The 26,221-nt window shown below is 74.3% G+C and carries 24 protein-coding genes and 1 pseudogene; 15 read left to right on the forward strand and 10 right to left on the reverse strand.

What is annotated here, in order from left to right; translation table 11 throughout:
• Positions 1-183: 183 nt before the first annotated feature.
• Entirely contained in the window at positions 184-558 is a 375-nt protein-coding gene (locus tag ACZ4YY_RS18095) for a four-helix bundle copper-binding protein (protein WP_468290600.1), read from the reverse strand.
• 161 nt (positions 559-719) lie between these two features.
• On the opposite strand from ACZ4YY_RS18095, the gene ACZ4YY_RS18100 reads away from it, so the two are divergent.
• Both ACZ4YY_RS18100 and ACZ4YY_RS18105 read left to right on the forward strand, forming a co-directional pair.
• Entirely contained in the window at positions 720-1,085 is a 366-nt protein-coding gene (locus tag ACZ4YY_RS18100) for a DUF6479 family protein (protein WP_468290603.1), read from the forward strand.
• Between the two features lie 81 nt (positions 1,086-1,166).
• The gene (locus tag ACZ4YY_RS18105) at positions 1,167-1,517 is read left to right on the forward strand and encodes a DUF8129 domain-containing protein (RefSeq protein ID WP_468290606.1); all 351 of its coding nucleotides are present in this window, start codon (positions 1,167-1,169) and stop codon (positions 1,515-1,517) included.
• Positions 1,518-1,584: 67 nt separating this feature from the next.
• Here the strand turns inward: ACZ4YY_RS18105 and ACZ4YY_RS18110 are convergent, their stop codons facing one another.
• A complete protein-coding gene (locus ACZ4YY_RS18110) occupies positions 1,585-2,460 on the reverse strand; it encodes a fructosamine kinase family protein (RefSeq protein ID WP_468290609.1) in 876 nt (291 codons plus the stop codon).
• A 258-nt stretch (positions 2,461-2,718) separates the two neighbouring features.
• Here ACZ4YY_RS18110 and ACZ4YY_RS18115 point away from each other — a divergent pair, with 258 nt between their 5' ends.
• Positions 2,719-4,647, forward strand: coding sequence for a PAS domain S-box protein (locus ACZ4YY_RS18115; protein WP_468290612.1), 1,929 nt, complete (start codon positions 2,719-2,721; stop codon positions 4,645-4,647).
• Here ACZ4YY_RS18115 and ACZ4YY_RS18120 read toward each other — a convergent pair.
• From ACZ4YY_RS18120 to ACZ4YY_RS18135, 4 genes are all read right to left on the reverse strand, one after another.
• On the reverse strand, positions 4,631-5,638 hold the full coding sequence (locus ACZ4YY_RS18120) for an ATP-grasp domain-containing protein (RefSeq protein ID WP_468290615.1): 1,008 nt from the start codon (positions 5,636-5,638) through the stop codon (positions 4,631-4,633). The genes ACZ4YY_RS18115 and ACZ4YY_RS18120 overlap by 17 nt on opposite strands.
• A gap of 338 nt (positions 5,639-5,976) precedes the next feature.
• Positions 5,977-8,361 carry a phosphoketolase family protein gene (locus tag ACZ4YY_RS18125; protein WP_468290618.1) on the reverse strand — a complete coding sequence of 795 codons (2,385 nt, stop codon included), beginning with the start codon at positions 8,359-8,361 and terminating at the stop codon, positions 5,977-5,979.
• 103 nt (positions 8,362-8,464) lie between these two features.
• Complete coding sequence (locus tag ACZ4YY_RS18130) at positions 8,465-8,920, reverse strand: RpiB/LacA/LacB family sugar-phosphate isomerase (RefSeq protein WP_468290621.1); 456 nt, start codon at positions 8,918-8,920, stop codon at positions 8,465-8,467.
• 579 nt (positions 8,921-9,499) lie between these two features.
• The gene (locus tag ACZ4YY_RS18135) at positions 9,500-9,817 is read right to left on the reverse strand and encodes a hypothetical protein (protein WP_468290624.1); all 318 of its coding nucleotides are present in this window, start codon (positions 9,815-9,817) and stop codon (positions 9,500-9,502) included.
• Positions 9,818-9,992: 175 nt separating this feature from the next.
• Here ACZ4YY_RS18135 and ACZ4YY_RS18140 point away from each other — a divergent pair, with 175 nt between their 5' ends.
• The 4 genes from ACZ4YY_RS18140 to ACZ4YY_RS18155 all read left to right on the forward strand — a co-directional run bounded on the left by ACZ4YY_RS18140 (position 9,993) and on the right by ACZ4YY_RS18155 (position 12,443).
• Complete coding sequence (locus tag ACZ4YY_RS18140) at positions 9,993-10,685, forward strand: nucleotidyltransferase domain-containing protein (protein WP_468290627.1); 693 nt, start codon at positions 9,993-9,995, stop codon at positions 10,683-10,685.
• On the forward strand, positions 10,682-10,969 hold the full coding sequence (locus ACZ4YY_RS18145) for a BON domain-containing protein (RefSeq protein WP_468290630.1): 288 nt from the start codon (positions 10,682-10,684) through the stop codon (positions 10,967-10,969). Before ACZ4YY_RS18140 ends, ACZ4YY_RS18145 begins: the two co-directional genes overlap by 4 nt.
• Positions 10,966-11,691, forward strand: a complete 726-nt coding sequence (locus tag ACZ4YY_RS18150; protein WP_468290633.1) for a metallophosphoesterase family protein — start codon at positions 10,966-10,968, stop codon at positions 11,689-11,691. Before ACZ4YY_RS18145 ends, ACZ4YY_RS18150 begins: the two co-directional genes overlap by 4 nt.
• A 170-nt stretch (positions 11,692-11,861) precedes the next feature.
• A complete protein-coding gene (locus ACZ4YY_RS18155; protein WP_468290635.1) occupies positions 11,862-12,443 on the forward strand; it encodes an AMIN-like domain-containing (lipo)protein in 582 nt (193 codons plus the stop codon).
• A gap of 453 nt (positions 12,444-12,896) precedes the next feature.
• Here the strand turns inward: ACZ4YY_RS18155 and ACZ4YY_RS18160 are convergent.
• A pseudogene (locus tag ACZ4YY_RS18160) lies at positions 12,897-13,040 on the reverse strand (oxidoreductase); the annotation flags it as partial.
• Positions 13,041-13,218: 178 nt separating this feature from the next.
• Between ACZ4YY_RS18160 and ACZ4YY_RS18165 the strand changes: the two are divergent.
• Both ACZ4YY_RS18165 and ACZ4YY_RS18170 read left to right on the forward strand, forming a co-directional pair.
• Positions 13,219-15,282 (forward strand): SpoIIE family protein phosphatase, encoded by a 2,064-nt coding sequence (locus ACZ4YY_RS18165; RefSeq protein ID WP_468290637.1) that lies wholly within the window; start codon positions 13,219-13,221, stop codon positions 15,280-15,282.
• Between the two features lie 58 nt (positions 15,283-15,340).
• A complete protein-coding gene (locus ACZ4YY_RS18170) occupies positions 15,341-15,562 on the forward strand; it encodes a hypothetical protein (RefSeq protein WP_468290639.1) in 222 nt (73 codons plus the stop codon).
• Between the two features lie 355 nt (positions 15,563-15,917).
• Here ACZ4YY_RS18170 and ACZ4YY_RS18175 read toward each other — a convergent pair whose 3' ends face one another.
• Together ACZ4YY_RS18175 and ACZ4YY_RS18180 are read right to left on the reverse strand one after the other, a co-directional pair.
• Entirely contained in the window at positions 15,918-18,305 is a 2,388-nt protein-coding gene (locus ACZ4YY_RS18175) for an ATP-binding cassette domain-containing protein (RefSeq protein ID WP_468290641.1), read from the reverse strand.
• A gap of 10 nt (positions 18,306-18,315) precedes the next feature.
• A complete protein-coding gene (locus tag ACZ4YY_RS18180; protein ID WP_468290643.1) occupies positions 18,316-18,759 on the reverse strand; it encodes a helix-turn-helix transcriptional regulator in 444 nt (147 codons plus the stop codon).
• A 223-nt stretch (positions 18,760-18,982) separates the two neighbouring features.
• On the opposite strand from ACZ4YY_RS18180, the gene ACZ4YY_RS18185 reads away from it, so the two are divergent.
• The 6 genes from ACZ4YY_RS18185 (at position 18,983) to dhaM (ending at position 24,557) form a co-directional block, all read left to right on the forward strand.
• Positions 18,983-20,260 carry a M20 metallopeptidase family protein gene (locus tag ACZ4YY_RS18185; protein ID WP_468290646.1) on the forward strand — a complete coding sequence of 426 codons (1,278 nt, stop codon included), beginning with the start codon at positions 18,983-18,985 and terminating at the stop codon, positions 20,258-20,260.
• Positions 20,261-20,507: 247 nt separating this feature from the next.
• Positions 20,508-20,795 carry a DUF4190 domain-containing protein gene (locus tag ACZ4YY_RS18190; RefSeq protein WP_468290649.1) on the forward strand — a complete coding sequence of 96 codons (288 nt, stop codon included), beginning with the start codon at positions 20,508-20,510 and terminating at the stop codon, positions 20,793-20,795.
• A 781-nt stretch (positions 20,796-21,576) separates the two neighbouring features.
• Positions 21,577-22,353: a helix-turn-helix domain-containing protein gene (locus tag ACZ4YY_RS18195; RefSeq protein ID WP_468290652.1), complete on the forward strand. Its 777-nt coding sequence runs from the start codon at positions 21,577-21,579 to the stop codon at positions 22,351-22,353.
• A 147-nt stretch (positions 22,354-22,500) separates the two neighbouring features.
• Positions 22,501-23,493, forward strand: coding sequence for a dihydroxyacetone kinase subunit DhaK (gene dhaK, locus ACZ4YY_RS18200; protein ID WP_468290655.1), 993 nt, complete (start codon positions 22,501-22,503; stop codon positions 23,491-23,493).
• A gap of 46 nt (positions 23,494-23,539) precedes the next feature.
• Positions 23,540-24,154, forward strand: coding sequence for a dihydroxyacetone kinase subunit DhaL (dhaL, locus tag ACZ4YY_RS18205; RefSeq protein ID WP_468290658.1), 615 nt, complete (start codon positions 23,540-23,542; stop codon positions 24,152-24,154).
• Positions 24,147-24,557 (forward strand): dihydroxyacetone kinase phosphoryl donor subunit DhaM, encoded by a 411-nt coding sequence (dhaM, locus tag ACZ4YY_RS18210; RefSeq protein ID WP_468290661.1) that lies wholly within the window; start codon positions 24,147-24,149, stop codon positions 24,555-24,557. The genes dhaL and dhaM overlap by 8 nt, the downstream gene beginning before the upstream one ends.
• A gap of 560 nt (positions 24,558-25,117) precedes the next feature.
• Here dhaM and ACZ4YY_RS18215 read toward each other — a convergent pair.
• Entirely contained in the window at positions 25,118-25,819 is a 702-nt protein-coding gene (locus tag ACZ4YY_RS18215; protein ID WP_468290663.1) for a glycoside hydrolase family 75 protein, read from the reverse strand.
• Between the last annotated feature and the right edge of the window lie 402 nt (positions 25,820-26,221).

Here is a 26,221-nt window from a genome sequence, read left to right on the forward strand (position 1 = left end):
ACCTCAGCCGGAGCGGGCGTCATGCACCGTCCCTGCCCGGCGGCGGCTCTCCCGTGTCACCTCAGCCGGCGCGGCTGTCGTGCACCGTCCCGGCCGGCGCGACCACCCTGCGCGTCCCGGCCGAGACGGCCGCCCCACCGCCGCGACCGAGCACGGCCGTCCCGCGCCGTCCAGAGCTCCGGCTCAGCCGAGCGTGGCCATGAAGTCGGTGCAGGCCTGGGCGCAGGCCCGGCAGGCCGCCGCGCTCTCCTCGGCGCCCGGCTGCTTGTCGAAGGCGTGCGCGCACTCCAGGCAGACGGTGCGGCACCACTCGAGCTGGACACGGATGCCGTCCTCGTCCAGCCGGTTGTCCTCGGACAGGACGCGGCAGGTCGCGTCGCAGACCTCCGCGCACATGATGCCCTTGCGGCGTACCAGTTCCTGCTGTTCGGTTCCGTCCGGATCCACGAGGCTCGCGCGCAGCGCACAGGCCCGGGCGCACTCGGTGCACGCCTGTGCGCAGGCGAAGCGGTCCTCCAGGAACCGGAAGAGTTCCTGTTGGGATGTCGTCGAAGTCACAGGGCGCGAGTAGCCGCCGGCGTCCGCGTCAAACACGTCACCGAGGGCCCTGCTGCCCGGGCCGGGCGGGAGATCCGGGCGCCCTCGGTGAGGCTCCGGGCGCGCAGAGCGACGGGTGTCGCCGTACGGTTCTCAGGCGGTTTGGGGGGTATTCGCCTGATATGGGTACCGCAACTCAGCAGCTGGCCGCCGCGAGCGGCCTGCTCAGCCTGGGGATGTTCCTGGTGGGTGTCGTTCTCGTGGCGATGCTGGCCGGCAGCTTCTGGCTGGGCGCGCGTGTCAAACGAAGCGAGCCGCCCCGGCCGCGTCCCGACGAGCAGCCGCAGTTGCCGCCGGAGGGGCCCGTGCACGAGGTCCGGGAGAACCGGGAACCCGACGAGGTGCCCCAGGTCCCCAAGGGCGGCCGTCCCCTCACCCCGTACGAACTGACCAACATGCAGACCCGGACGAGTTCGTCCAAGGAGCGGCGACGCTGGAGTCCGGGCAGCAGCGGCTCGTTCGGCGGGGGCGGTCTGGGCGCCCACTGAGCCGGAGGGGGCGCGCCGCCCCGCGGACGAGAACGCACCGCACGACCGCACCGGGCGATCGAGCGAACGGAAGTGAGATCCATGGCCGACCACGGCCGCAGCACCCTGCCCCTGCCCGACTACGACCATCTGCCCATCGGCGGCCTGGAGAGCCGCGTACGGTCGCTCACCGCCGCGGAGGTGGAGGAACTGCTCGCCTACGAGCGCACGCACGCCGACCGGCTACCGGTCACGGAGCTGCTGACGTCCCGGCTCGAGCAGTTGGAGGCGGGCGCCGAGCCGACCTCCGGTGATCCCGGGGCCCTGCGTCCCGAGCAGTCCGCCGGGCACAGCGGTTCGCCGGTGTCCCCCGCGACGTCGGCGCAGCCCGCCAGCCCGCCGCCGCACGGCACTCCGGACCAGCGGGGCAAGCCGAAGGGCGACCGCATGTAGTCGCCACCGTCGGCGTGCCGGGCCGGCCCGTCCCTGTCGGTCGGGGGGCGGGCCCAGGACTCGTCCGTCAGGTCCACGCCGTCCCGCGTGCGGCGCGCTCCGCCACCGCCAGCGCCTGCTCGGCGTACGTCCGGCCGAAGAGCACCGCGTGCACGAGGAGCGGGAAGAGCTGGTGCAGGCCGATCCGGTCCTCCCAGCCGTCCGCGAGCGGCGCCGTCCGCCGGTAGCCCTCCACGATGCGCTCCAGGTGGGGGCAGCCGAACAGGTGGAGCATCGCGAGGTCGGTCTCGCGGTGCCCGCCGTGCGCGGCCGGGTCGATCAGCCAGGCGTGTCCGTCCGCGCCCCACAGGACGTTGCCGTTCCACAGGTCGCCGTGCAGCCGCGCGGGCGGCTCGGCGGGGCCGGCCAGCTCGGGCAGGCGCTCGCAGACCCGCTCCACGACGGCGGCCTCGCGGGGGCGCACCACGCCGTCGTCGACCGCCGTCCGCAGGTACGGAAGCACCCGGTGCTCGACGTACCAGCGGGGCCAGTCGTCGCCGGTGACGTTGCGCATCGGGGCGAGGCCGATGAAGGCGTCCTCGGGGCCGTCGGGCGGCGGCGAGCCGAACGCGGGCGCGCCGGCGCCGTGCAGGGCGGCGAGGTCGCGGCCGAGGCGCAGGGCGGCCTCGGGCCCGGGCCGCCCCGTCGCCACCCGCTCGATCACCAGCCAGTGCTCGTCGTGACCGCGGACGGCCGGCACCCGCACCGTGCCGGTGTCGGCCAGCCAGCGCAGTCCGGCGGCCTCCGCCCGTGCCGCGCCGGGGCCGGCGGCGCGCTTGACCACGACCGTCGACCCGCCGTCGAGGTCCACCTCCGTGAGGGCCCCCGACAGCGGGCGCCGGCCCAGCGCGGCGCCTTCGGCGAGCCGGACGGCCGCGGCGGCGGGGCTGTCGTTCGCGTCCACGGCGTCCAGGGTACGGCGAGGGCCGTGCGGGTTCCCGGCCCGTGCGGGCTCCCGGCCCGTGCGGGCTCCCGGCCCGTGCGGGCTCCCGGCCCGTGCGGGCTCCCGCGCACGACAGCGGTAGGGCCCGCCCGGGCAGCGGCCCGTACGGGACGACGACGGCCAGGTTCGGGCGTGAACGGTCAGTAAGCGACATCCCGAAGCGGAGGCGGTGTGAAGGCGCTGTGATGACCTGAAGCGTCACGCAAGGTGAGGTGGGACATGGCCGAGTTGGTGCAGGCGGAACCGCGGGAACGGCGACGGTACGACCGCCGGGGCCCCGTGTACACGGGCGGGGCCGAGGAGCGGTTCCGGGGCCTGCTGGAGGCGGCGCCGGACGCGATGGTCATCGTCGACGACACCGGCTCCGTCAGGCTGGTCAACGCCCAGACGGAGGCGCTGTTCGGCTACGGCCGGGAGGAACTGCTCGGCCGCCCGGTCGAGCTGCTGATCCCGCACCGCTTCCGCGACCAGCACACCGCGCACCGGGGCGGGTACACGGCCAACCGCCAGGTGCGTCCCATGGGCGCCGGCCTCGAACTGCACGGTCTGCGCAAGGACGGCACCGAGTTCCCCGTCGAGATCAGTCTGAGCCCGCTGGAGACCGCGGACGGCCTGTTGGTCTCGGCGGCCGTGCGTGACGTCAGCGACCGCAAGGCGGCCGAGGCCCGGATCAACGAGCTGGCCGCGCTCGTGGAGTCCTCCCAGGACGCGATCCTCGCCCACACCCTCGACGGGTACGTCACCTACTGGAACGCGGCCGCGCAGCGCCTGTACGGCTACACCGCCGAGGAGGCCATCGGCCGGCACGTCTCGCTGCTGGCACCGCCGGAGCTGCGGGGGGAGGTCAGGGCGCTGTTGAAGCGGCTGCGGCGGGGCCGCAAGGTCGAACACTTCGAGACGCTGAGGGTCACCCGCGCCGGGGCGCTGCTGGATGTGGACGTCACCCTGTGGCCCACCCGGGACACCCGGGGCGCGGTGGTGGGGGCGTGCGCGATCGTGCGGGACATCAGCGACCGCAAACGCGCGGAGGCCGAGCTCACCGCCCTGTACGAGCAGCAGCGGCACATCGCGCTGACCCTCCAGCGCAGTCTGATGGGCACCCCGCCCGCGCTGCCCGGCCTGGACACCGCCAGCCGGTACCGGCCCGCGACCCAGGGCGCCGGGGTGGGTGGCGACTGGTTCGACCTGGTGCCGCTGGGCGCCGACCGGGTGGGCGTGCTGATAGGCGACGTGATGGGCCGGGGGCTGGAGGCCGCCGCGGTGATGGGCCAGTTGCGCTCGGCGGCGCACGCGCTCGCCAAGACCGGTATGCAGCCCCGGCAGCTGATGCGGGCGCTGGACAGTTGCGTCGCCGACCTGGACGTGCCCGACCAGCTCGTCACCTGCTGCTACCTGGTGATCGCCCCCGACGCGGGCACGGTCACCGTCTGCTCGGCGGGCCACCTGCCGGTGCTGGTGGCCGGGGCGGGCGACGGCGTGCGTCCGCTCGACGCGCCGGTGAACGCGCCGCTCGGCGTGGGCGACGTGCTGTACGAGCAGTCCAGCTCGGAGATACCGCCCGGAGCCACCCTGATCCTGTACACGGACGGCCTGATCGAGACGCCGGGCAGCGACATCGAGCTGCGCATCGGTGAACTCACCCTGCTGCTGGAGAAGTTGTTCGCCGGCGCCCCCTCCCTGGAGACCGCCGCGGACCAGGTACTGGCGGGCCTGCTGCCCGACCCCGAGAGCCACAACGACGACGTCACCCTGCTGCTGTCCCGGCTCCCGGCCGCACCGCTCGCGGCCGTCACCACCGAATTGCCCGCCGTCCCCGACTCCGTGCCGCGGGGGCGGGCCTTCCTGCGCGGGGCACTGGCCTCGTGGCACTGCGAGGAGCGCGCCGACGACGCCCTCCTGCTGCTGTCGGAGACGCTGACCAACGCCGTCCGGCACGCCGGGGGCCCGATCGCGCTGCATCTGCGCCGCACGGCCACCGACCTCACGGTCGAGGTCGGCGACCGCAGTCCGCAGGTGCCCCTGCCGCGTCCGGCGGCGCGGGACGAGGAGTCCGGCCGGGGTCTGCTGCTGGTCCGTACCCTCGCCGACAGCTGGGGTGTGCGGCCGACCGACGAGGGCAAGACGACCTGGTTCACGCTGAGGCTGTGAACCCCCGGCGCCTCGACGTGACCGTCTCGGGCAGCTGCGGCGTCCGGCGGGTGCGCTCCGCCGCCGCGTGGGCGTCGAGGTGCGCCTGGACGTACGGCACGGCCACCGTGTGCAGTTCGCCGTCGACGAACGCGGGCTGGACGTTGACCTCGAAGACCACCCCGCCGTTCTCCTCGGCCAGGTCCACGCCGGCGAAGGGCAGGCCGACCGACGCGGTGGCGGCGACGGACAGCTTGGCGAGGCGGGGCGGCAGGTCGGCCGGGGCGATGGGGACCGGGGTGGCGCCCTGGCACGTGTTGCAGGGGGTGTCGAGAGCGGGCTGGAGGTGTTCGCGGGCGTGCACGACCCGGCCGCCGAGGACGAAGACCCGGAACTGGTGGCGCCGGCCGTCGGCCGTGATGTTGCCGGCGTCGCGGGAGAGCATCCAGTCGCTGCCGTGCCTGGCGTAGTAGGTGACGGCGTCGTGCAGTTCGCCCGGGGTGGTGACGTGGAAGGTGTCGTTGCCGCCGGTGCCGACGACGGGCCGGGCCCAGGTGTCGCCGCCGAGGCGCTCGAAGGCCTCGGCGGCCTCGGCGGCGGTTGGGCGGGACAGGACGACGGTCTCCATCTGGGCGATGCCGTCCCGGTGGAAGCGTTCGACGGTGAGGTTCTTCTCGGTGGCCGTCCGCCAGGCGTCGGGTCCGGTGCCGAGGGTCACCACGCCGTGGACACGCAGGAGTTCCTGGAAGCCGACGAGGGCCCGGCGGCGGTGCGGCGGGATCTCGTACAGCACGACGATGTCGGGTACGAGGTCCAGGTGCTCCTCGGGCACTTGGAGCCGTAACCGGCCTCCGTCGCGGATGCCGCGCCCGCTGCCGCCGGCCGCGAAGTGCCGGGAGTCGACGCGGACGGGCGGTGCGCCGGTGAGCAGTTCGACCGCCTCGGCGAGGTACTCCCGGCAGCCTTCGGGCGAGGTGGGGTCGGCGATCAGGGCGATGCACGGTCGGGACACAACGGCCTCCAGTGGCTCTCGACGCGTGCTCGGACCACGGGCACCCGGTAGCACGGCCCGAACGGCGTCACGGGGTGGTGCCTGTCGCGCGGGTGGTCGCGCACCCGTCGCCCTGATGCCGCGCCGGAGTGCGGGCCCCGCCGGGTCCGGAGGGGTCCGGGCGGGACGGCCGTCGACCACGGGAGTGGTGGGGCTCGCCCCGTCGGATTCCGCGCCGCAGGGCTGGGCCGACCAATGTAAGCGCGCGGCGGGACGTCGTGACAGGGCGCACGGCCCGCCGGTCCTCTGCCCCGGTTTCTGCGCCGTCCGCCCCGTCCGTGCGCCCTGCCGGGCCGCGGTCAGCCGTCCCAGGTCCAGTCGGCGACCTCGGGCAGGTCGGTGCCGTGGACCCGGATCCAGTCGTGGTGGCGCAGCCGCACGTCCTCCATCCGCTGCCGTACGGCCGCGGCGCGCACCGCGAGGCCGGGAACCCGGTCGATGACGTCCATGACGAGGCGGTAGCGGTCGAGGTCGTTGCGGACGACCATGTCGAAGGGCGTGGTCGTGGTGCCGATCTCCTTGTAGCCGCGCACGTGCAGGTTGCGGTGGCCGGTGCGTCGGTAGGCGAGGCGGTGGATCAGCCAGGGGTAGCCGTGGTAGGCGAAGACGACCGGCCGGTCCTCGGTGAACAGGCCGTCGTACTCGAAGTCGCTCATACCGTGCGGGTGTTCGCCGCTGGGCAGCAGACGGGCGAGGTCGACGACGTTGACGACCCGCACGGCCAGTTCGGGCAGGTGCAGGCGGAGCAGGTGGGCGGCGGCCAGCACCTCCTCGGTGGGGACGTCGCCGGCGCAGGCGAGGACGACGTCCGGTTCGCGGGTGCCGTCCTCGGTGCCGGCCCACTCCCAGACGCCGGCTCCGCGCGCGCAGTGGACGCGGGCCTGGTCCGGGGTCAGCCAGTCGAAGCAGGGCTGCTTGCCGGCGACGACGACGTTGACGTAGTCGCGGCTGCGCAGCACGTGGTCGGCGACGGACAGCAGGGTGTTGGTGTCCGGCGGCAGGTAGACACGGACGGCCTCCGGGCTCTTGTTGAGGATGTGGTCGACGAAACCGGGGTCCTGGTGGGAGAAGCCGTTGTGGTCCTGGCGCCACACGTGGGAGGTGAGCAGGTAGTTGAGGGAGGCGACGGGGGCGCGCCAGGGCAGCCGCCTGGTCGTGCGCAGCCACTTGACGTGCTGGTTGACCATCGAGTCGACGATGTGCACGAACGCCTCGTAGCAGGAGAACAGTCCGTGCCGCCCGGTCAGCAGATAGCCCTCCAGCCAGCCCTGGCAGGTGTGCTCGGAGAGGATCTCCATCACCCGGCCGTGCCGGTCGAGGTGTTCGTCGACCTGGAGGGTCTGTGCCTGCCAGGCCTTGCCGCTGGCGCCGTAGACGGCCTGGAGCCGGTTGGAGGCGGTCTCGTCGGGGCCGACGAGCCGGAAGTCGCGCCGCTCGCCGGTGGCCCGCATGACCTCTTCGAGGAACTCCCCCAGGACGCCCGTGGGTTCGTGCCGGGTCGCGCCGGGCTTGTCGACCGGCACGGCGTACGGCTCCAGGGCGGGCAGCGGGAGTTCGCGCAGCAGGAGACCGCCGTTGGCGTGCGGGGTGGCGCCGAGTCGGCGGGTGCCGTCGGGGACGCAGGCCAGCACGTCGGGGCGGGGGCGCCCGCAGTCGTCGAAGAGTTCCCCGGGCCGGTAGGAGCGCAGCCACGTCTCCAGCTGCCGCAGGTGCTCGGGGTTGTCGCGGACGGCTGCCAGCGGCACCTGGTGGGAGCGCCAGGTGCCTTCGACGGGCAGGCCGTCCACCTGTCCCGGACCGGTCCAGCCCTTGGGGGTGCGCAGCACGATCACCGGCCAGCGGGGGCGCTCTCCGACGCCGTCCTCGCGTGCGGCGCGCTGGAGGGCGGAGATGCGGTCGAGGGCTGCCTCCAGGGCCCCGGCCATGGCGCGGTGCACAGCCGTCGGGTCGTCGCCGGTGACGTGGATCGGCTCGTGGCCGTAGCCGCGCAGCAGATCGTCGAGTTCGGACTCGGGCAGGCGGGCGAGGACGGCCGGGTTGGCGATCTTGTAGCCGTTGAGGTGGAGGATGGGCAGGACGGCGCCGTCGTGGACGGGGTCGAGGAACTTGTTCGAGTGCCAGGAGGCGGCCAGCGGCCCGGTCTCCGCCTCGCCGTCGCCGATCACGCAGGCCACCAGCAGGTCGGGGTTGTCGAAGGCGGCACCGTAGGCGTGGGACAGCGAGTAGCCGAGTTCGCCGCCTTCGTGGATCGAGCCGGGCGTCTCGGGGGCGACGTGGCTCGGGACGCCGCCGGGGAAGGAGAACTGCCCGAACAGCCGGGCCATGCCGGTCCCGTCCCGGGTGACGTCCGGATAGGTCTCGGTGTACGACCCCTCCAGCCAGGAGTTGGCGAGCACCGCGGGTCCGCCGTGCCCGGGTCCCCACACGCACAGGGCGTCCAGGTCGCGGGCCCGGATGACGCGGTTGAGGTGGGTGTACACCAGGTTCAGGCCGGGTGCGGTGCCCCAGTGGCCGAGCAGCCGCGGTTTGACGTGCTCCGGGCGAAGCGGCTCGGTGAGCAGCGGGTTGGCCATGAGGTAGATCTGTCCGACGGACAGGTAGTTCGCGGCACGCCAGTGGGCGTCCAGCGTCCTCAGCTCGTCGTCGGTGAGCCGGGCGGACGCCTGCTGCGGGTCGACGGACATCTGGGGTTCCCTTCCGGGTCGGGTGCGGTGGGAGGTGCGTGCCGGTCCGCACCGGTCCACCCTCCCCCTGCCGCCGGGTACCCGCCAGGGACGACGGACCCGTTCAGGTGCCCGTCCGGCCCTTGTCCAGCCGGTCGACGTGCGCGATGTTGCCCCGGTCCTCGGCGTCCTGGCTCGCCTCGGCGCCGAACCAGGCGTCCAGGATCTCCTTGAGCAGCGGCTGCGAGGTCAGGCGCAGGCCGAGCGCGAGGACGTTGGCGTCGTTCCAGCGGCGGGCGCCGTCGGCGGTGTAGGCGTCGGTGCACAGGGCCGCGCGCACGCCGGGCACCTTGTTGGCGGCGATCGACGCTCCGGTGCCGGTCCAGCAGCACACCACCGCCTGCGCGCTGGTCCCGTCGGCCACGTCGCGGGCGGCCGCCTCCGAGCACACCGCCCACTGCGGGTCGGCGCCGGGGCGCAGGGCGCCGTGGGTGACGACGTCGTGCCCGCGTCCGCGCAGCTCCGCGACGAGGGCGCGGGCCACGGGTTCGTCCATGTCGGAGGAGACGGAGATGCGCATGGTGGGGAGCGTACCGCTCTGGACGCCCGGACCGCGGTCGTCCAGAGCGGTACGCGGGAAAGCGCTTTTTAGCATGCTCATGCCATGCCTTCCGCAGGGAAAGGGGCGCCGCCCATGCCACACACCGCACCGCAGGAGCCATCGCAGTGGTGGACCCGCAAGACGTTCCTCAAGGGGGTGACGGCCGCCGGTCTGGCCCCGCTGCTCCCCGGGGTGCTCCCGACCGCCGCCCGGGCCGCGTCGGAGCGGCGGCCGGAGTGCCCGCTGGTGCGGGACGGCGTCGCGGTCGACGTGGTCGTGGACGCGGCGGACGACGCCGCGACTGGCACCGCCCGAGAGCTACCACCCGGTGTTCAACCCCCGCCCCGCCCGCCCGGACACCCTGGGCGAGTGATCCGCCCGGACGCTCGGAGCGGGGGATCCGCCCAGGCGCTCGCAGCGACGGATCCACCGGGGCGCTCGGAGCGAGCGATCCGCCCGGGTGGGCCCCTTGGCCAGGGCGTGCGAGCAGGTCCCCGTGGTCAGGGGTGCAGGCGCCGCGAGGCGCCGCGGGGCAGGAACCCGCGCCGGCCGGGCCGGTCAGATCGTGTGTCCCTGCTCCGTGAGCCAGCGGTGGACGGTGTCCTTGTCCGCCGGGGTGATCCGGACCGGGCCGTCGACACGGGGACCCTCGTCCTCGTTGAAGGCGGTGTCGGTGACCCGGGCGGTGACCCACAGGGCCAGATCCTGCGCGGCCCGCGCCGACAGACCGCCCCGCTCCCACCCGGCGCGGGCCTCACGGGCCGCGTCCGGGTCGTGCCGCTCGGTCTCCGCCAACCAGGCGTCGACCAGCCGCTCGACGGTTTCCCGCGTCCCGGCGGCAGCCGCCGTGCGCCGTGTGTCGTCCTTGCCGTTCATGGGGGCCGAGTGCCCCGGACGCGCAAGCCGAGTCGGCCGGGCGGAGTCCCGTGCCGCCGGTGTCCGCCCGCCCAAAACGGGGCCGTGTCGAAGGCGGTGCGCCGGGTACACGGTGCTTCCCAGCCGGTGCGCCCGGCGCGAGCGGACGACGGGCCGACGAGGAAGAAGGGCAGTGATGACGCCGCAGGCGGACGACAACGCTCTCGACCGTGACGCGGGAATCGCGGAACTGCGTCTCGCGACGGGCGACTCCGATCTCGTCCCGCAGAACGAGGTACTCTCCGACGACCTGCCGCTCGACCGCAACCAGGCGATCCTCCAGGCCGCCAAGCAGGTGGGCTCGATCCTGAAGCGGAAGGGGCACTCGTTCGCCCTCGCGGGCAGTGTCGCCGTGTACGCGCACGGCGGCACCCAGAACCTCCAGCACGATGTCGACTTCTGCTTCCGCCCCGAGGACGCCGACGCCGTCGCCGCGACCCTCCGGGAGGCCGGGCTGCCGGTGTACACGCCCCCGGAGGACTGGCTGCTGAAGTCGACGTGCCTCGGCCAGCAGGTCGACCTGATCTTCGAACTGGCCCATCAGCCGGTCACCTCGGAGCTGCTGGACAGAGCGCAGCCGCTGTCGGTCGACTCGGTCTTCATGCCCGTGCTGGCGCCGACCGACCTGGTGCACAGCCTGCTGGCCGCCTTCTCCGAGCACCACTGCGACTTCGGGGCGGTGCTGCCCATCGCCCGCACGCTGCGGGAGCGGGTCGACTGGGAGGCGGTGCGCCGCGCCTGCGGGGACGAACCGATGCCCGACGCGTTCTTCTACTTCCTGGAACGACTGGAGGTCATCCCGCCGAGGCCGAGGGAGGAACGGCCATGAGTGAGCCCGGGGCAGGACATGCCGCCGGTGCAGGCCCGGAGGAGAACGTGGAGTACCGCGTCGCCCACCTGCGCGACCGGCTCGCCGCCGAGGAACTCGGCGAGTTGGGCGTGCGGGCGGAAGTGCGGGCCGGGTCGGTCGTGGTGACCGGCACGGTGCCGTCCGCGGAGTGCCGGGAGACGCTGCTGCGGACCGTCCGCGAGGAACTGGCCGGACTGTCCGTGCACACCGACGTCGTGGTGGCGGAGACCGCCTCCCCCGACCATGCGGAGGACCTGCCATGATCCGTGTCGCCGCCGTCGGGGACATCCACATGGGCCCCGACAGCCAGGGTCTGCTGCGGCCCGCGTTCGACACCCTGCCCGACTGTGCCGACCTGCTGCTCCTCGCGGGCGATCTCACCCGGCACGGCACGCCGGAGGAGGCCCGTGTCGTGGCCCAGGAAGTGCGGGGGCTGCCGGTGCCGGTGGTCGCGGTGCTCGGCAACCACGACCACCACGACGAACAGCCGGAGAAGGTGACCGAGATCCTCCAGGAGGCCGGCGTGACGGTCCTGGAGGGCGAGGGCACGGTCGTGGAGTGCGGCGGCACGCGCGTCGGCGTCGCCGGCACCAAGGGCTTCGGCGGCGGATTCGTCGGGCGCAGCGCCGGGGAGTTCGGCGAGCCGCTGATGAAGGAGTTCGTGCGCTACACCCGCCGCTGCGCCGACGCCCTGCACGGCGCCCTGGACGGGCTGCGCCGCGACGGCTGCGAGCTGCGGGTCGCCCTCACCCACTTCTCCCCCGTCGCCGACACGCTCGCCGGCGAGCCGCCGGAGATCTACCCGTTCCTCGGCAGTTACCTGCTGGCCGAGGCCATCGACACGGCGGGCGCCGACCTCTCCGTGCACGGCCACGCCCACGCGGGCACCGAGCACGGGATGACGGCCGGCGGGGTGCGCGTGCGGAACGTGGCGCAGCCGGTCATCCGGCGGGCGTTCAACGTGTACCAACTGCACGCCGGCTGACCGCGGGCGTGGCGACCCGCGCACCACGGGCGCGCGGAGGACCGGAGCGACCCGTGCAATACGGGCGTCACGGCCGCTTTTCGGCCAGGAACCGTGCAACCATCGCGGCCGTACAGGTGTCCCACCTGGTATCAGCCCACTCGCACCACTCGGACTACGCGGGGGACACCATGGCACGAACCGGAACCGTATGGGCGGCCGCCGCCCTCATGACCGTGACACTGGGAGCCGCCGCGATCCCGGCCCAGGCCGCTCCGGCCGCCGCCCCGCGGATCACGGCCTGTCCCACCGGCTGGGGCAGCATCGACAAGAACGACTTCTCCATGACGGCGAACCCGGTGGAGAACGTGCGCACCGGGCGCCACGACTGCTTCGACCGCTTCGTCATCGACGTGCCCGGAGCCCCCGCCGACCAGATCGGCTACTTCATCGGCTACGTCGACGAGCTGCACCAGGACGGGTCGGGCCGCCCGATCCCGGTCGGCGGCGGAGCCATCCTCGAGGTGCGGGTCAACGCGCCCGCCTACGACCCCGAGACCGGCACGCAGACCTACCCGGGCCGGGTGGCCCAGCCGTTGCCGGGCGTCAACATCACCGGCTACACCACCTTCCGGGACACCCGGTACGCCGGCAGCTTCGAGGGCCAGACGCAGTTCGGGCTCGGGGTGCGGGCCCGGCTGCCGTTCCGGGTGCTGCCGCTGGACGGCCACCTCGTGCTGGACGTCGCCCACAGCTGGGGCGCGACCCGCTGACCTCCCCCCGACCGGCCGGCGCGGGAGGGAACCCTTCCTCCCGCGCCGGCCGTCGTGTGTCCGACGCCAGGCGCGGGACCTCCTGCACCGGCGGCTCGCGCGCGCGGTCGCGGGTGACTACGGAGACTCCACGACGTCGGCGCGTTCCTGAGCGGCCGGTACGGCAGGGGTGGCCGGCTCCGGCGCGACGTCACGCGATCGCGGGTTCGTCACCCGAGCGGAGACGGTGCGAGGGTTGCGGCGCACCGGACCGCCGCCGACCGGTTCACTCCCGGCACGGGGGGGCGGAGGGGTGGGCCCGGACCGCCGCCGTCGACCACCCACTCGCCGCAGGACGGCCCGCGCCGGGCCGTACCGGGGCGCGGCGCGCAGCCCGGGGGCCATGGCCGCGACCCGCCGGGCGCACCGGGCACCGCCGCCGACCCGTTCGTTCCCGGCGAGGGCGGGGCGATGTCAGACCGCGGTGCAGCCGAGCTGACGCCTCATGTAGGGGGTCATGAGCGTCTTCGCCTTGGCGAGGGCGGTGGTGCGGCTGCCGAGGACGGCCGTCTCGCCACCCGGGACGGGCAGGACGGTCACGCCGTCGGAGGGGCCGAAGGATCGCCCGCCTGATCTCCCGTGTGACGTCCGGGCACGCCGGGGCGTTCGCGCGCGGGTGGTCCGCAGCCGCCGCCCCCGTGGCGTGCGATGTCCTGCGAGGAGAGGTATGACTGACAGGAAGGCCCGTACGAGGGCCCGGGGTGGTTCCCCGCTGCCGCCGGGAGGAGCGGCCGGTATGGCTGAGCGAGAGACCCGGACCGGGGACCTCCGGCAGGACGGCGTGACCGCCGCGCCCGGCGGTCTGCTCGATGTGCTGCAGGTCGCCGCCCTGGTTCTCGGCGCCGACGGCCGGATCGTGCTGTGGAGTCCCGAGGCCGAGTTGCTGCTCGGCTTCTCCACCGCCGAGGCGCTGGGCCGGGACGCGGGCGCGCTGCTGGTCGCTCCGGAGAACCGGGGCAGGGCGCACGAACTGTTCGACCGGGTCCGTACGGGCGCCCGCTGGGCGGGTGTCTTCCCGGTGCGGCACAAGGACGGCTCGACCCGCCGGGTGGAGTTCCGCACCATGCCGCTGCGCGACGCGAGCGGCGAGGTCCACGCCCTGGGTCTGGGCACCGACGCCGAGACCGTGCGCAACGTCGAACGGGACCTGGCCCTGTCCCACCTCCTGGTGCGCCAGTCGCCGGTGGGCATCGCGGTGTTCGACCCGGAGCTGCGGTGGGTGCGGGTCAATCCGTCCCTGGAGCGAATCAACGGCGTACCCGAGGAGGCCGTGCTGGGCCGCCGGGTCGGCGAGGTGCTGCCGGCGCTCGACGTGGCGGCCATCGAGTCACGGATGCGGCAGGTCCTGCGGACCGGTGAGCCGCTGCTCGACCAGCAGACGGTCGGCCGGACGCCCGCCGACAGCGAGGACCACGTCTACTCGGAGTCGTACCACCGGCTCGAGGACGCGGGCGGCGGGGTGCTGGGCCTGGCGATCTCGGTGCTCGACGTCTCCGAGCGGCAGCGGGCGGCGGTCGAGATCGCGACGGCGCGCGAGCGCCTGGCGGTGATCGCCGACGCGAGCGTGCGCATCGGCACCACGCTGGACCTGCGGCAGACCGCGGCCGAACTCGCGGACGTGGCCGTTCCGCAGCTGGCGGACCTCGCGGCCGTCGACGTCCTGGACTCGGTGGTCGACTCCGGCCGGGACGGCGGGCGGCGGATCGGCGGTTCCCCGGACTTCCGGGCGCTCGCCGTGAAGGCGAGCTCCCCCACCGACGCGATCAAGGCCGCGGACCCGGTCGGCGAGCGGGCGTCGTACGGTTCGTCCCGGCTGATCGCCCAGTGCGTACGGGAGGCCCGGCCGATCCTGGTGGCCCGGGTGGACGACGTGGCGGTACGCCGGATCGCCCGGGACACCTCGGCCGTCGAGACGCTGCGGCGGGCCGGGGTCCACTCGTACCTGGCCGTTCCCCTGACGGCCCGCGGTGAGGTGCTGGGCACGCTCAGCCTGTGCCGTACGGCCAATCCCCGGCCGTTCGACGACCAGGACCTCACCCTCGCCACCGAGCTGGCCACCCGGGCCGCCCTGTGCATCGACAACGCCCGGCTCTACGGGCTCGAGCGCACCACCGCGCTCACCCTCCAGCGCAGCCTGCTCCCGCAGCGGCCACCGCACCTCGACGGCCTGGAGGTCGCCTCGCGCTACCTGCCCGCGGTGAGCGAGGTGGGCGGGGACTGGTTCGACGTGCTGCCGCTGAAGGGCGGCAGGGTCGGGCTGGTGGTCGGCGACGTGATGGGCAAGGGCGTGCGCGCCGCCGCGATCATGGGCCAGCTCCGCACGGCCACCCGCGCTTTCGCCCGGCTCGACCTGCCGCCCGCGGAGCTGCTGCACCATCTCGACGGCATCGCCGCCTCGCTCGGCGACGCCGACTCTCTGGCCACGTGCCTGTACGTCGTCTGCGACCCGCGGCACGGCCGGTGCGAGATCGCCCGGGCGGGGCATCTGCCGCCGGTCCTGGTGGACCCGGACGGACGAGCCACACTCCTCGACGTCGCCGACGGGGTGCCGCTCGGGGTGGGCGGCGTGCCCTTCGCCGCCGAGGAGCGCGACCTGCCCGAGGGGGCGCTGCTCGCGCTGTTCACGGACGGCCTGGTGGAGAGCCGCGAAGCACCCGTGGACGCCGGGCTGCGGGACGTGCTGGGACTGCTGGACGGGATCCGGCTGCCCCTGGAGGACACCTGCGATCTGCTGCTGCGCTCCGTGCGCCGGGAGTTGGAGGACGACGTGGCGCTGCTCCTCGCCCGGCGCACAGGGTGAGGGCGGTTCTCGAGCGGGGGCCGTGCTCCCGTGCGCACATCTGCTGGAGGGACATGCCATGACCGCGGACCGGAACCGGAATCCGGGCGAGCCGGCCTTCTTCGAGATCGGGGTGGCCGATGCCGAGCGGGGGCGCGCCCTCCACGGTGCCCGCTTCGGCTGGGCCTTCGCACCCGGGCCCACGGGACGCGGCTTCTCCGTCACCACCGGCGGCGTACCCGGTGGCCTGCACGGCGGCGACGAGGGCGCCTCCCCCGCCCTCTTCTTCCGGGTCGGCTGACCTGGACTCCGCGGTCGCGAGCGTCCGCGAGCTGGGCGGCACCGTCGAGGCTCCCGGCACGCGGTCCTCTTCCCGGAGACCGCTCCGTGTCCCGCCGAGCCGATGCGCGAGGGCGTCCTCGGCTCCGGCGAGGTGTCCGGCGGGTCCACGGCGTTCCCGCCGCGGGCCTACTGCCGGTGGGAGGACGGCACCACCTACGAGCCCGCGCCGGGGGCCGGGTTCGTGTTCCGGGTGTGCTTCTCGGTGGTGGTGCTGTCGCTCGTGGCCGGCCTGTGGCACGCCCTGCGGGATCCGAAGGCGCTCCTTCACCGATCCCGGCAGGGCGGTTTCGCCACCCCGGTCGCGGCTGCGCCCGTCAGGCGCCGACGTACGCCGCGAGGTGTTCGCCGGTCAGGGTGGAGCGGGCGGCCACGAGGTCGGCGGGCGTGCCCTCGAAGACGATCCGGCCGCCGTCGTGGCCCGCGCCGGGGCCGAGGTCGATGATCCAGTCGGCGTGGGCCATGACCGCCTGGTGGTGTTCGATGACGACGACCGACTTGCCGGAGTCCACCAGCCGGTCGAGCAGGCCGAGCAACTGCTCGACGTCGGCGAGGTGGAGGCCGGTGGTGGGCTCGTCGAGGATGTAGACGCCGCCCTTGTCGCCCATGTGCGTCGCCAGCTTGAGCCGCTGCCGCTCGCCGCCGGACAGAGTGGTCAGCGGCTGGCCGAGGCTGAGGTAGCCGAGCCCGACGTCGGCGAGGCGTTCCAGGATCCGGTGCGCGGCCGGGGTGCGTGCCTCGCCGTCGGCGAAGAACTCCTCGGCCTCGGTCACCGACATCGCGAGCACCTCGCTGATGTCACGGCCGCCGAGGCGGTACTCCAGCACCGAGGACTGGAACCGCCTGCCCTCGCAGTCCTCGCAGGTGGTGGCGGTGCCGGCCATCATCCCCAGGTCGGTGTAGATGACACCGGCGCCGTTGCAGGTGGGGCAGGCGCCCTCGGAGTTGGCGCTGAACAGCGCCGGCTTGACCCCGTTGACCTTCGCGAAGGCCTTGCGGATCGGGTCGAGCAGTCCGGTGTACGTCGCGGGGTTGCTGCGCCGCGACCCCTTGATGGGGCTCTGGTCGACGGAGACGACACCTTCGTCGCCGGGTATCGAGCCGTGCAGCAGGGAGCTCTTGCCGGAGCCGGCGACACCGGTGACGACGGTGAGCACGCCGAGCGGGATGTCGACGTCGACGTCCTTCAGGTTGTTCGCCGTCGCGCCGCGGATCTCCAGGGCGCCGGTGGACTCGCGGACAGTCTCCTTGAGGGCGGCCCGGTCGTCGAGATGCCGGCCGGTGACGGTGTCCGCGGCCCGCAGCCCCTCGACGGTGCCCTCGAAGCAGACGGTGCCGCCGGCCGTGCCGGCGCCGGGGCCGAGGTCGACGACGTGGTCGGCGATCGCGATCGTCTCCGGCTTGTGCTCCACGACGAGCACCGTGTTGCCCTTGTCGCGCAGCCGCAGCAGCAGATTGTTCATCCGCTGGATGTCGTGCGGGTGGAGGCCGATGGTGGGCTCGTCGAAGACGTAGGTGACATCGGTGAGCGAGGAGCCGAGGTGGCGGATCATCTTGACGCGCTGCGCCTCGCCGCCCGACAGCGTGCCGGCCGGACGGTCGAGCGAGAGGTAGCCGAGGCCGATCTCCACGAACGAGTCGAGCGTGCCCTGCAGGGCGGTGAGCAGCGGCGCCACCGACGGCTCGGACAGTCCGCGGACCCACTCGGCCAGGTCCCTGATCTCCATGGCGCAGGCGTCGGCGATGCTGACCTTCTGGATCTTCGACGAGCGGGCCGCCTCGGTCAGCCGGGTGCCGTCGCACTCGGGGCACGTCGTGAAGGTGACCGCCCGCTCCACGAAGGCCCGGATGTGCGGCTGCATCGCCTCCTTGTCCTTGGACAGGAACGACTTCTGGATCTTGGGGATGAGGCCTTCGTAGGTGAGGTTGACGCCGTTGACCTTCACCTTGGTCGGCTCGCGGTAGAGGAAGTCGTGCATCTCCTTCTTGGTGAACCTGCGGATCGGCTTGTTCGGGTCGAGGAAGCCCGACTCGGCGTAGATCCCGACGGTCCACACGTTGTCCGACTTCCAGCCGGGGATGGTGAACGCGCCCTCGGAGATCGACTTGGAGTCGTCGTAGAGCTGGGTGAGGTCGATGTCGGAGACCTTGCCGCGGCCCTCGCAGCGCGTGCACATGCCGCCGGTGCGGGAGAAGGTCGCCTTCACGGTCTTGGTTCTGTCGGCGCCGCGGTCGACCCTGATCCCCCCGCTCGCGCTGACCGAGGCGGTGTTGAAGGAGTACGCGCTGGGCGGGCCGATGTGCGGCTCGCCGAGCCGGCTGAAGAGGATCCGCAGCATCGCGTTGGCGTCGGTGGCGGTGCCGACCGTGGAGCGGGGGTCGCCGCCCATCCGCTGCTGGTCGACGCTGATCGCGGTGGTCAGTCCGTCCAGTACGTCGACCTCGGGCCGTGCCTGGGTCGGCATGAAGCCCTGCACGAAGGCGCTGTACGTCTCGTTGATCAGCCGCTGTGACTCGGCGGCGATCGTGTCGAACACCAGGGAGCTCTTGCCCGAGCCGGAGACGCCGGTGAACACCGTCAGCCGGCGCTTGGGGATCTCGACGCTGACGTCCTTGAGGTTGTTCTCGCGCGCTCCGTGCACCCGGATCATCTCGTGAGTGTCGGCGGCGTGCGGCTCTGTGCCCGCGGGGGTCCTGATGTCCATGGCGGTCACGCTAGTCCGGGCTCGGCGGCCGCGCTTCTCGATTCCTGACCGGCCGGGTCACCTGTTTGGCCACGCACGACGGAATGCCGTCCGTCCCGTCGGCCGCGAGGCGCCGGTAGGTGCTGGGCGGCATGCCCACGAGCTCGGTGAAGCGGGTGCTGAAGGTGCCCAGGGACGAGCAGCCCACCTCGAAGCAGACCTCGGTGACGCTGAGGTCCCCGCGGCGCAGCAGGGCCATCGCGCGCTCGATGCGGCGGGTCATGAGGTAGGAGTACGGCGACTCTCCGTAGGCGCGCCGGAACTCCCGGCTGAGGTGTCCGCCGGACATGTTCACGCCCCGCGCGAGCGCCTCGACGTCCAGGGGCTGCGCGAACTCCCGGTCGATCCGGTCGCGGACGCGCCGCAGCCGGGCGAGGTCGCTCAGACGCTGTGTCTCGGCGGGTTTGCTGGTCACCTGCGAAATCGTGCCACACCGGGGCGGGACGGGGCGCCGACGGACATGCGGACGGGCCTCCTCCGCTGCTTTCCGTACGAGCGGCGGCGGGCATCACCGTCATCGCCGGGCCCGGAGGGGGCGTCCGTGGGACCCTACGGTGGACGGGCACCCGGCCTCGCGTGCTGCCGCGGCCGACGGCCTGACGGGCCGTCACCGCGCGCAGCGGAAGGAGATCGCTCCCATGACGAACCCGACGGACGGCACGGAGGGTGCGGCGAGCACGGAGTCCGGTGGGCCGACGGCCGTGTCCCCCGCCGCGGGCCCGTCCCTGCTGGACGAGGCACGGCGGTCGGCGCCGGACGTCGTCGCGCTGCGCCGGGAGCTGCACGCCCGGCCCGAGACGGGGCTGGACCTGCCGGACACGCAACGGCGGGTGCTGGCCGCGCTGGAGGGCCTGGACCTCGAGGTGCGCACCGGGCGGCGGCTGTCCTCGGTCGTGGCGACCCTGACGGGCGCGGCCGAGGGACCGACGATCCTGCTGCGCGCCGACATGGACGCCCTGCCGCTGGCCGAGAACACCGGCCGGGACTTCGCCTCCCGTACGCCCGGGGTGATGCACGCGTGCGGCCATGACGCGCACATGGCGATGCTGGTGGGCGCGGCGCGGCTGCTGGCGGCGCGGCGCGGTGAGCTGGCCGGCCGCGTGGTGTTCATGTTCCAGCCGGGCGAGGAGGGCGAGCACGGTGCCCGGCTCATGATCGAGGAGGGTGTGCTCGACGGGGTGGACGCCGCGTTCGCCCTGCACGTGCAGCCGAATCTGCCCAGCGGTGCGCTGCGGTTGCGCCCCGGGCCCCAGATGGCGGCCTCGGACCGGGTGCATGTGACGGTGCACGGCCGGGGCGGGCACGCCTCGTCCCCGCACACCGCGTGCGACCCGGTGCCGGTGGCCTGCGAGATCGTGCTCGCGCTGCAGACGGCGCTCACCCGCGGTGTCGCCGCCGACGACGCGGCGGTGCTCAGCGTCACCCGTCTGTCGGCCGGCACCGCGACGGGGGTCATCCCGGACACCGCCCATCTCTCCGGCACACTGCGGACGTTGGCACCTCCGACCCGTCGGCGCCTGCTGGAGGCGGTCACGCGCGTCGCCGACGGGGTGGCCGCGGCCCACGGCGCGACGGCCGAGGTCCGCGTCGAGCAGGGCTACCCGGTGACCGTCAACGACCCCGGCTTCACCGACTTCGTCCTGCGCACCGCGGCCGGTGTGCTCGGCCCGGGACGCGCGGAGGTGATGCCGGCCACGCCGATGACGGCGGAGGACTTCTCCTACGTGCTGCGGTCGGTGCCGGGGGCGCTGGCCTTCCTCGGCGTCTGCCCGCCGGGGCTGACCCCCGAACAGGCGCCGTCGCTGCACTCGTCGCGCGCGGACCTCGACGAGGACGCGCTCGCGGCCGGCGTCGCCTGCCACGCCGCGCTCGCCCTGGCGTTCGCCTCCTGGGGCGGCCGTCCACAGCGGCGCTGACGCACGCCCGCGCAAGCCTCCGCGACGCGTCGAGCAGCACGCGCGCCCCGCCCGCGACGCGGGCTGCGCCGTCCGGGCCCCGCCCTCCGGGGCCCGCGCGAGCGAGAGGGCCGCGTCGCGGGGACATGGGAACGCCTCGGAGGGGCATTCGGACGAACAAGCCGAACCAGGCACGCGCGGCCGTACGGCGAACCGGCCGGACGACCACGCGAGCCGTCCATGACGAACCGTCAACCGGGAGTATTCGATGACGAGTTACGGCAATCCCTCCGCCGCGTCCTCGGGATCGCGCACCAGCGGCCTGGCGATCGCGAGCCTGTGCTGCGGCATCATCGGTCTGTTCCTCCTGAACATCGTCCTCGGGCCGCTGGCCATCGTCTTCGGGGCCGTGGCCCTGCGTCAGGCGGGGGCCAGGAACGGCGCCGGAATGGCGAAGGCCGGCGTCGTCCTCGGCGTCGTCGACATCGTGCTCTGGCTCATCCTGCTGGCCGTCGCCGCGAGCAACGGCGGGTTCAGCTGGTACGTGGGCGGCTGACACGCCGTCCGTCGCGCGCAGGCGGCACCGGTCGTCCCCTTCGCGGGGCCGCCCGTGCCGCCGATGTCGGGCACCGGTGACGAGGCGGCGAACGCGGGGAGTTCCCCTCCCTCGACGACCGGGGCGGCGACCGGGGAATCAGCGGGACGCGTGCCCGGTACGGGGTTTCCCGCCGCCCTCCTCACCGGCGCCCCGGCGAGAACGTCCGACAGGCGTCGGACCTCCCCGCCGGATCACGCGCCGACCGGCACCCCCGGCTCCGACGGCGAGGCTCCACCCTCGTGGCGCGGAGGCCATGGCCGAACGGCTGTCGCATCTGAACTCGCACGTCAGGGGCGCGATCCGCGTCGTCGCGTGCTACGACACGTCGATGCGCCGCCGGGTGGATCTCCCGGCGCTCGCCCGCGCGTCGACGGGTCTGGCCGAGTGCGTGGCCGGAATCCGGCCGCACCACACGGGTCGGGTGCGTGGCCGGGATCCGGCCGCACCACACGGGTCGGGCGATCCGCATGGCCCCGGACGGCAGACCGGCCCCCGCCCCGGCGCCCGCATACACCACCGCCGCGATCGCCCTCGACGAGGAGGAGATCGGCACGGTCCGGCTGGGGCGCCCCGGCACTCCCGGCGCGTTCGACGACGTGCCGCTGGACCGGCTCGCCCTCGCCACCGCGGGGGTCGTCGAGCGCTACCGTCCGGCCCGCACCACCGTGGCCGACCCCGCCCCGGTCGAGTTGGCCATCGGTCCGACACCGACGAGGCCGCCAGGGCCCGGGCGCTGCGGTTGCTGGGGTTCACCGCCGACCTGCCGGTCCGCGTCGTCGCCGTGCGCTCGCCGCTCCCCCTCGACCAGGTCGGCGCCGCGCTGTGCCCGGCCCGCCCGGTGAAGGCGACGCCGCTCGCCGACGTGGGCGTCGTCCTGGCCACCACCGTGGACCCGCAGCGGTGCCCGCCGGGCGTCCGCGCGGGCATTCGGCACCGCCGCGAGCCCCGAGCGCTCCTGGCGGGAGGTCCGCACCGCCCTGCGCTTCACCACCCCGCGCCGGCCGGTCGTCCCCTACAAAGGCTGGGGGCGTTGGCGCTGCTCGCTCAGGTGCCCGAGGAGGCCGCCCGGGCGAACGCCGACGTGGCGGCGATCGCACGCATCACCGGCGACCCGGACGATCCGGACACCCTGGACGCCTACTGCGACACCGGCTCGCTGCGCCGGGCCGCCGACCTCCTCCACCTGCACCACAGCGGCGTCGCCCGCCGGGTCGAGCAGATCGGCAGGACCCTGGACATCGAACGCACCGAGCCCGCCGGACTGATGCGGCCCGGATCGCGCTCACGGCATGGCGGCTGCTCGACGGCCGAGCGGGGTCCGGTCCTCGCCCTCGACGCCCCCGCTCGCCCGACGGCGCACACCACCGCGCACCCGACCCCCGGGGCGAGGCCGAGGAGCACGGCGGGGGGTGCCCCGGGGCGACGCGAGGACGCCCTTCGGCCGACGCCCCGGGAGACCTCGGGCACAGCAGACCGAGACGCACGAGGCCCGCGGGAACGACCCGGCCGTACATGACGGACTCCCCGGAGGATCACGGCTGCGCCCGTCCCCTCGCAGGGCCGCGCGGCTGCTGGGTAGCACGTGACCTTCGCTGCCCCAAGGTCGATACTCGGCAGAGGCACTGGCCAGATCCCCGTCCACCGGGCTCATCAGGAGGTACCCATGAGGATGCTGATCAACGTCGCGGAGACCGTCGTCGCGGACGCGCTGCGGGGGATGGCAGCCGCGCATCCCGAGTTGACGGTGGACGTCGAGAACCGGGTGATCGTGCGGCGGGACTCCCCGGTGGCCGGGAAGGTGGCCCTCGTCTCCGGGGGCGGGTCGGGGCACGAGCCGTTGCACGGGGGGTTCGTGGGGCCCGGGATGCTTTCGGCGGCCTGTCCGGGAGAGGTCTTCACCTCGCCGGTGCCCGACCAGATGGTGCGGGCGGCGGCCGCGGTGGACAGCGGGGCCGGGGTGTTGTTCGTCGTGAAGAACTACACCGGTGACGTGCTCAACTTCGACATGGCGGCCGAACTCGCCGAGGACGAGGGCATCCAGATCGCCAAGGTGCTGGTCGACGACGACGTCGCGGTGACCGACAGTCTGTACACGGCCGGGCGGCGAGGGACGGGCGCGACGCTGTTCGTGGAGAAGATCGCGGGGGCGGCGGCCGAGGAGGGGCAGCCGCTGGAGCGGGTGGAGGCGATCGCGCGCCAGGTCAACGAGAACGCGCGCAGCTTCGGTGTGGCGCTCAGTGCGTGCACGACGCCCGCCAAGGGCAGCCCGACCTTCGATCTGCCCGCCGGGGAGCTGGAGTTGGGCATCGGCATCCACGGTGAGCCCGGGCGGGAGCGGCGGGCGATGATGACCGCCGGGGAGATCGCGGACTTCGCGGTGAACGCCGTTCTGGAGGACATGCCGCCGCGCAACCCGGTGCTCGTCCTGGTGAACGGCATGGGCGGCACGCCGCTGCTGGAGCTGTACGGCTTCAACGCCGAGGTGCAGCGGGTGCTGGCCGAGCGCGGGGTGGCCGTCGCGCGCACGCTCGTCGGCAACTACGTGACGTCCCTCGACATGGCGGGAGCTTCGGTGACGCTGTGCCAGATCGACGAGGAGCTGCTGCGGTTGTGGGACGCGCCCGTGCGCACGCCGGGGCTGCGCTGGGGCATGTGAGCGGACGGGGCAGGTGTTCGAGGTAGTGACCAGGCAAGGAGATCCAGTGCTGGACGCAGATTTCTTCCGCCGGTGGATGGCGGCGACCGCCGCGTCCGTCGATCGCGAGGCGGAACGGCTCACGGCCCTCGACTCGCCCATCGGCGACGCCGATCACGGCAGCAACCTCCAGCGGGGGTTCCGCGCGGTGACCGCCACCCTCGACAAGGAGGCGCCGGCGACACCGGGCGCCGTGCTCCAGCTCGCCGGACGGCAGCTCATCTCGACCGTCGGCGGGGCTTCGGGCCCCCTGTACGGCACCCTGCTGCGCCGCACCGGCAAGGCCCTCGGGGACGCGGCCGAGGTGAGCGAGGAGCAGTTCGCCGAGGCGCTGCGCGCGGGGGTGGACGCGGTGATGCAGCTGGGCGGGGCGGCCCCGGGGGACAAGACGATGATCGACGCGCTGGTGCCCGCGGTCGACGCCCTCGGTGACGGGTTCGGCGCGGCGCGGACGGCGGCCGAGGAGGGCGCCGTGGCCACGACGCCGCTCCAGGCCCGCAAGGGCAGGGCCAGTTACCTGGGTGAGCGCAGTGTCGGCCACCAGGATCCGGGGGCCACCTCGGCGGCGCTGCTGGTCGCGGGGCTCGCCGGGGCGGGCGGGGAGGGAGCCGGCGATGAGTGACGACGCGCGGGTCGGGATCGTGCTCGTGTCGCACAGCGCCGGGGTGGCCGAGTCGGTCGCGGAGCTGGCGCGCGGACTCGCCGGCGGCGGGGCCGACGTGCCCGTCGCCCCTGCCGGGGGCACCGAGGGCGGCGGACTCGGCACCAGCGCGGAGCTGATCGCCGCCGCGGCCGCCGCGGTGGACCGGGGCGCCGGCGTCGCGGTCCTTACCGACCTCGGCAGTGCCGTGCTGACCGTCAAGGCGCTGCTCGCCGAGGGCGACGAGCTGCCGGACGGCACCCGTCTGGTGGACGCGCCGTTCGTGGAGGGCGCCGTCGCCGCGGTCGTCACGGCGGCGACGGGGGCCGACCTCGACGCCGTGGCGGCGGCGGCCGCGGAGGCGTACGACTACCGGAAGGTGTGACGCCGGTTCCGGTCGGTCCTTCGGGGGCGAGGGTGGTGCGCGGCGCGTCGGCCGGTTCGGCGACCGCCTGCGCCGCGTCCGGACGGAGGACGGCCGCGCGCCGGGCGGAGTGCCCGACGGCCGCGCGCAACGCCGCTTTGCACATCGCGGCGTGGACGGCCGACAGCGGGTCGTCGGGCGGCCGTCCGTCCCGCTCGGCGGGGGCGGGGGCGGGATGCCGGCTCGGCATCGTCGTACGTCTGCGACGGGACCGTGCAGGCCGAGCGCCGTACCTCCGCCCCTCGCCGCCCGCACGGCGCCCCCGAGCCCCTCCCGCCCGTCCGCCCCGAGGACGGCGCGCCGCAACCCGCGCGGCAGCACCCGCAGCGCCCTGCCCACGGGCGCGCTCGCACACCCGTGCGACGCCATGTACCGGGGTGGTCGGCGAACGGCGTCACCCCTGGACGGCGAGCGATGTCAACGGTGCCCTCCCGCCGGTCGAGGACGGCGGGACGGCGGGTCGGCGGTCCGGGACCCGCGGGGAGCGGGCCGGCGTCCGGCCGACGGGCCGGACCGGTCCGTCAGTCCCCGACGAACGCCCGCGCCAGCCGCTCCCCCTCCGCGACGGCGGACGCGTGACTCTCGATCGGGGTGGCCCGGGAACCCTTGAAGAGGATGTAGGTGACACCGGAGGACGCGCCGCCGACGCGCGGGTCGGGATCGATGCCCAGCGCCTCCGCGGCGGCGTACGAGGCCTCGCCGATGACGCCGGCGGGTCCGACGTCGCCCACGACCGCGTACACGACGCGGTCCCCGTGGACGACCGCCGCGACCGTCGCGCCGCGCACCCCGTGGGCGCGGTGGTCCCAGACGGTGCCGGCCGCGGGCACGACGACGTACGGCAGGGTCTCCGCGCTCAGGTGCCGTCCGTCGGACTGCTGGAAGGCGGTGGCCGGGAAGAACCACGGGTCGGTGTCGGCGTTGCAGTACCGGCCCGGACGGCCGTCGCAGTCGATGTCCAGGTCGGCCTCCCAGAAGACCGCGTCGTCGGTGCCGCAGACCGGGACCGTGGCGGGCGCGCCCGCGTCGGTGCGGTAGCGGCCGGCGGAGACGGGGACACAGTCACGCACCCGGGCCAGCAGGTCGGCGGCGCTCACGGCGCCCTCACGGCCCGCCGCTGACCCCGGGGGGACGTCGAGGGCGTGGGCGGTGGTGCCGAGGGATGCGGTGGGGGTCAGCAGGGCCAGGACGGCCACGGTCGACGTCAGCGTCGGAACGCGCACGATGAGGGACCCTCTCGTGGGGGGACAGGGGCGGCAGGCGGGGGCAGGGACGGGGACAGGGCACGGACACCCCGCCCAATCTGCTGCGGCCCGCCCCCGGGGGCCACTCCGGGACGTCCGTCCGGTGCACCGCGCCGGGCGGCGCGAAGGGGGGCGTGGTGCGACGGGAGCCCGGCGGCGGCCGGGCGGTGCGACAGGGCCCCTCCGGTGCGGTGCGAAAGGGGCCTGCCGTGCGGTGCGCCAGGGGCCTGCCGTGCGGTGCGCCAGGGGCCTGCCGTGCGGTGCGCCAGGGGCCGGGGGCGGCGCCGGTGTCGGCGCCGGCCGCCCGGCCGCCCCGCCGGCGCGGGTTCTCTGCGACGACAGCGGTCCGCGCCGGGCCGGAACTCCTCAACGCTCAGGAGG

It is taken from the genome of Streptomyces sp. NPDC030143, assembly GCF_055573695.1.

Bases quoted from the DNA above. Each gene is read 5' to 3' on its own strand.
- ACZ4YY_RS18100 (WP_468290603.1), top strand. From the start codon at position 720: ATGGGTACCGCAACTCAGCAGCTGGCCGCCGCGAGCGGCCTGCTCAGC.
- ACZ4YY_RS18105 (WP_468290606.1), top strand. From the start codon at position 1,167: ATGGCCGACCACGGCCGCAGCACCCTGCCCCTGCCCGACTACGACCAT.
- ACZ4YY_RS18115 (WP_468290612.1), top strand. From the start codon at position 2,719: ATGGCCGAGTTGGTGCAGGCGGAACCGCGGGAACGGCGACGGTACGAC.
- ACZ4YY_RS18125 (WP_468290618.1), bottom strand. From the start codon at position 8,361: ATGTCCGTCGACCCGCAGCAGGCGTCCGCCCGGCTCACCGACGACGAG.
- ACZ4YY_RS18130 (WP_468290621.1), bottom strand. From the start codon at position 8,920: ATGCGCATCTCCGTCTCCTCCGACATGGACGAACCCGTGGCCCGCGCC.
- ACZ4YY_RS18135 (WP_468290624.1), bottom strand. From the start codon at position 9,817: ATGAACGGCAAGGACGACACACGGCGCACGGCGGCTGCCGCCGGGACG.
- ACZ4YY_RS18140 (WP_468290627.1), top strand. From the start codon at position 9,993: ATGACGCCGCAGGCGGACGACAACGCTCTCGACCGTGACGCGGGAATC.
- ACZ4YY_RS18145 (WP_468290630.1), top strand. From the start codon at position 10,682: ATGAGTGAGCCCGGGGCAGGACATGCCGCCGGTGCAGGCCCGGAGGAG.
- ACZ4YY_RS18150 (WP_468290633.1), top strand. From the start codon at position 10,966: ATGATCCGTGTCGCCGCCGTCGGGGACATCCACATGGGCCCCGACAGC.
- ACZ4YY_RS18155 (WP_468290635.1), top strand. From the start codon at position 11,862: ATGGCACGAACCGGAACCGTATGGGCGGCCGCCGCCCTCATGACCGTG.
- ACZ4YY_RS18165 (WP_468290637.1), top strand. From the start codon at position 13,219: ATGGCTGAGCGAGAGACCCGGACCGGGGACCTCCGGCAGGACGGCGTG.
- ACZ4YY_RS18170 (WP_468290639.1), top strand. From the start codon at position 15,341: ATGACCGCGGACCGGAACCGGAATCCGGGCGAGCCGGCCTTCTTCGAG.
- ACZ4YY_RS18175 (WP_468290641.1), bottom strand. From the start codon at position 18,305: ATGGACATCAGGACCCCCGCGGGCACAGAGCCGCACGCCGCCGACACT.
- ACZ4YY_RS18185 (WP_468290646.1), top strand. From the start codon at position 18,983: ATGACGAACCCGACGGACGGCACGGAGGGTGCGGCGAGCACGGAGTCC.
- ACZ4YY_RS18190 (WP_468290649.1), top strand. From the start codon at position 20,508: ATGACGAGTTACGGCAATCCCTCCGCCGCGTCCTCGGGATCGCGCACC.
- dhaK (WP_468290655.1), top strand. From the start codon at position 22,501: ATGAGGATGCTGATCAACGTCGCGGAGACCGTCGTCGCGGACGCGCTG.
- dhaM (WP_468290661.1), top strand. From the start codon at position 24,147: ATGAGTGACGACGCGCGGGTCGGGATCGTGCTCGTGTCGCACAGCGCC.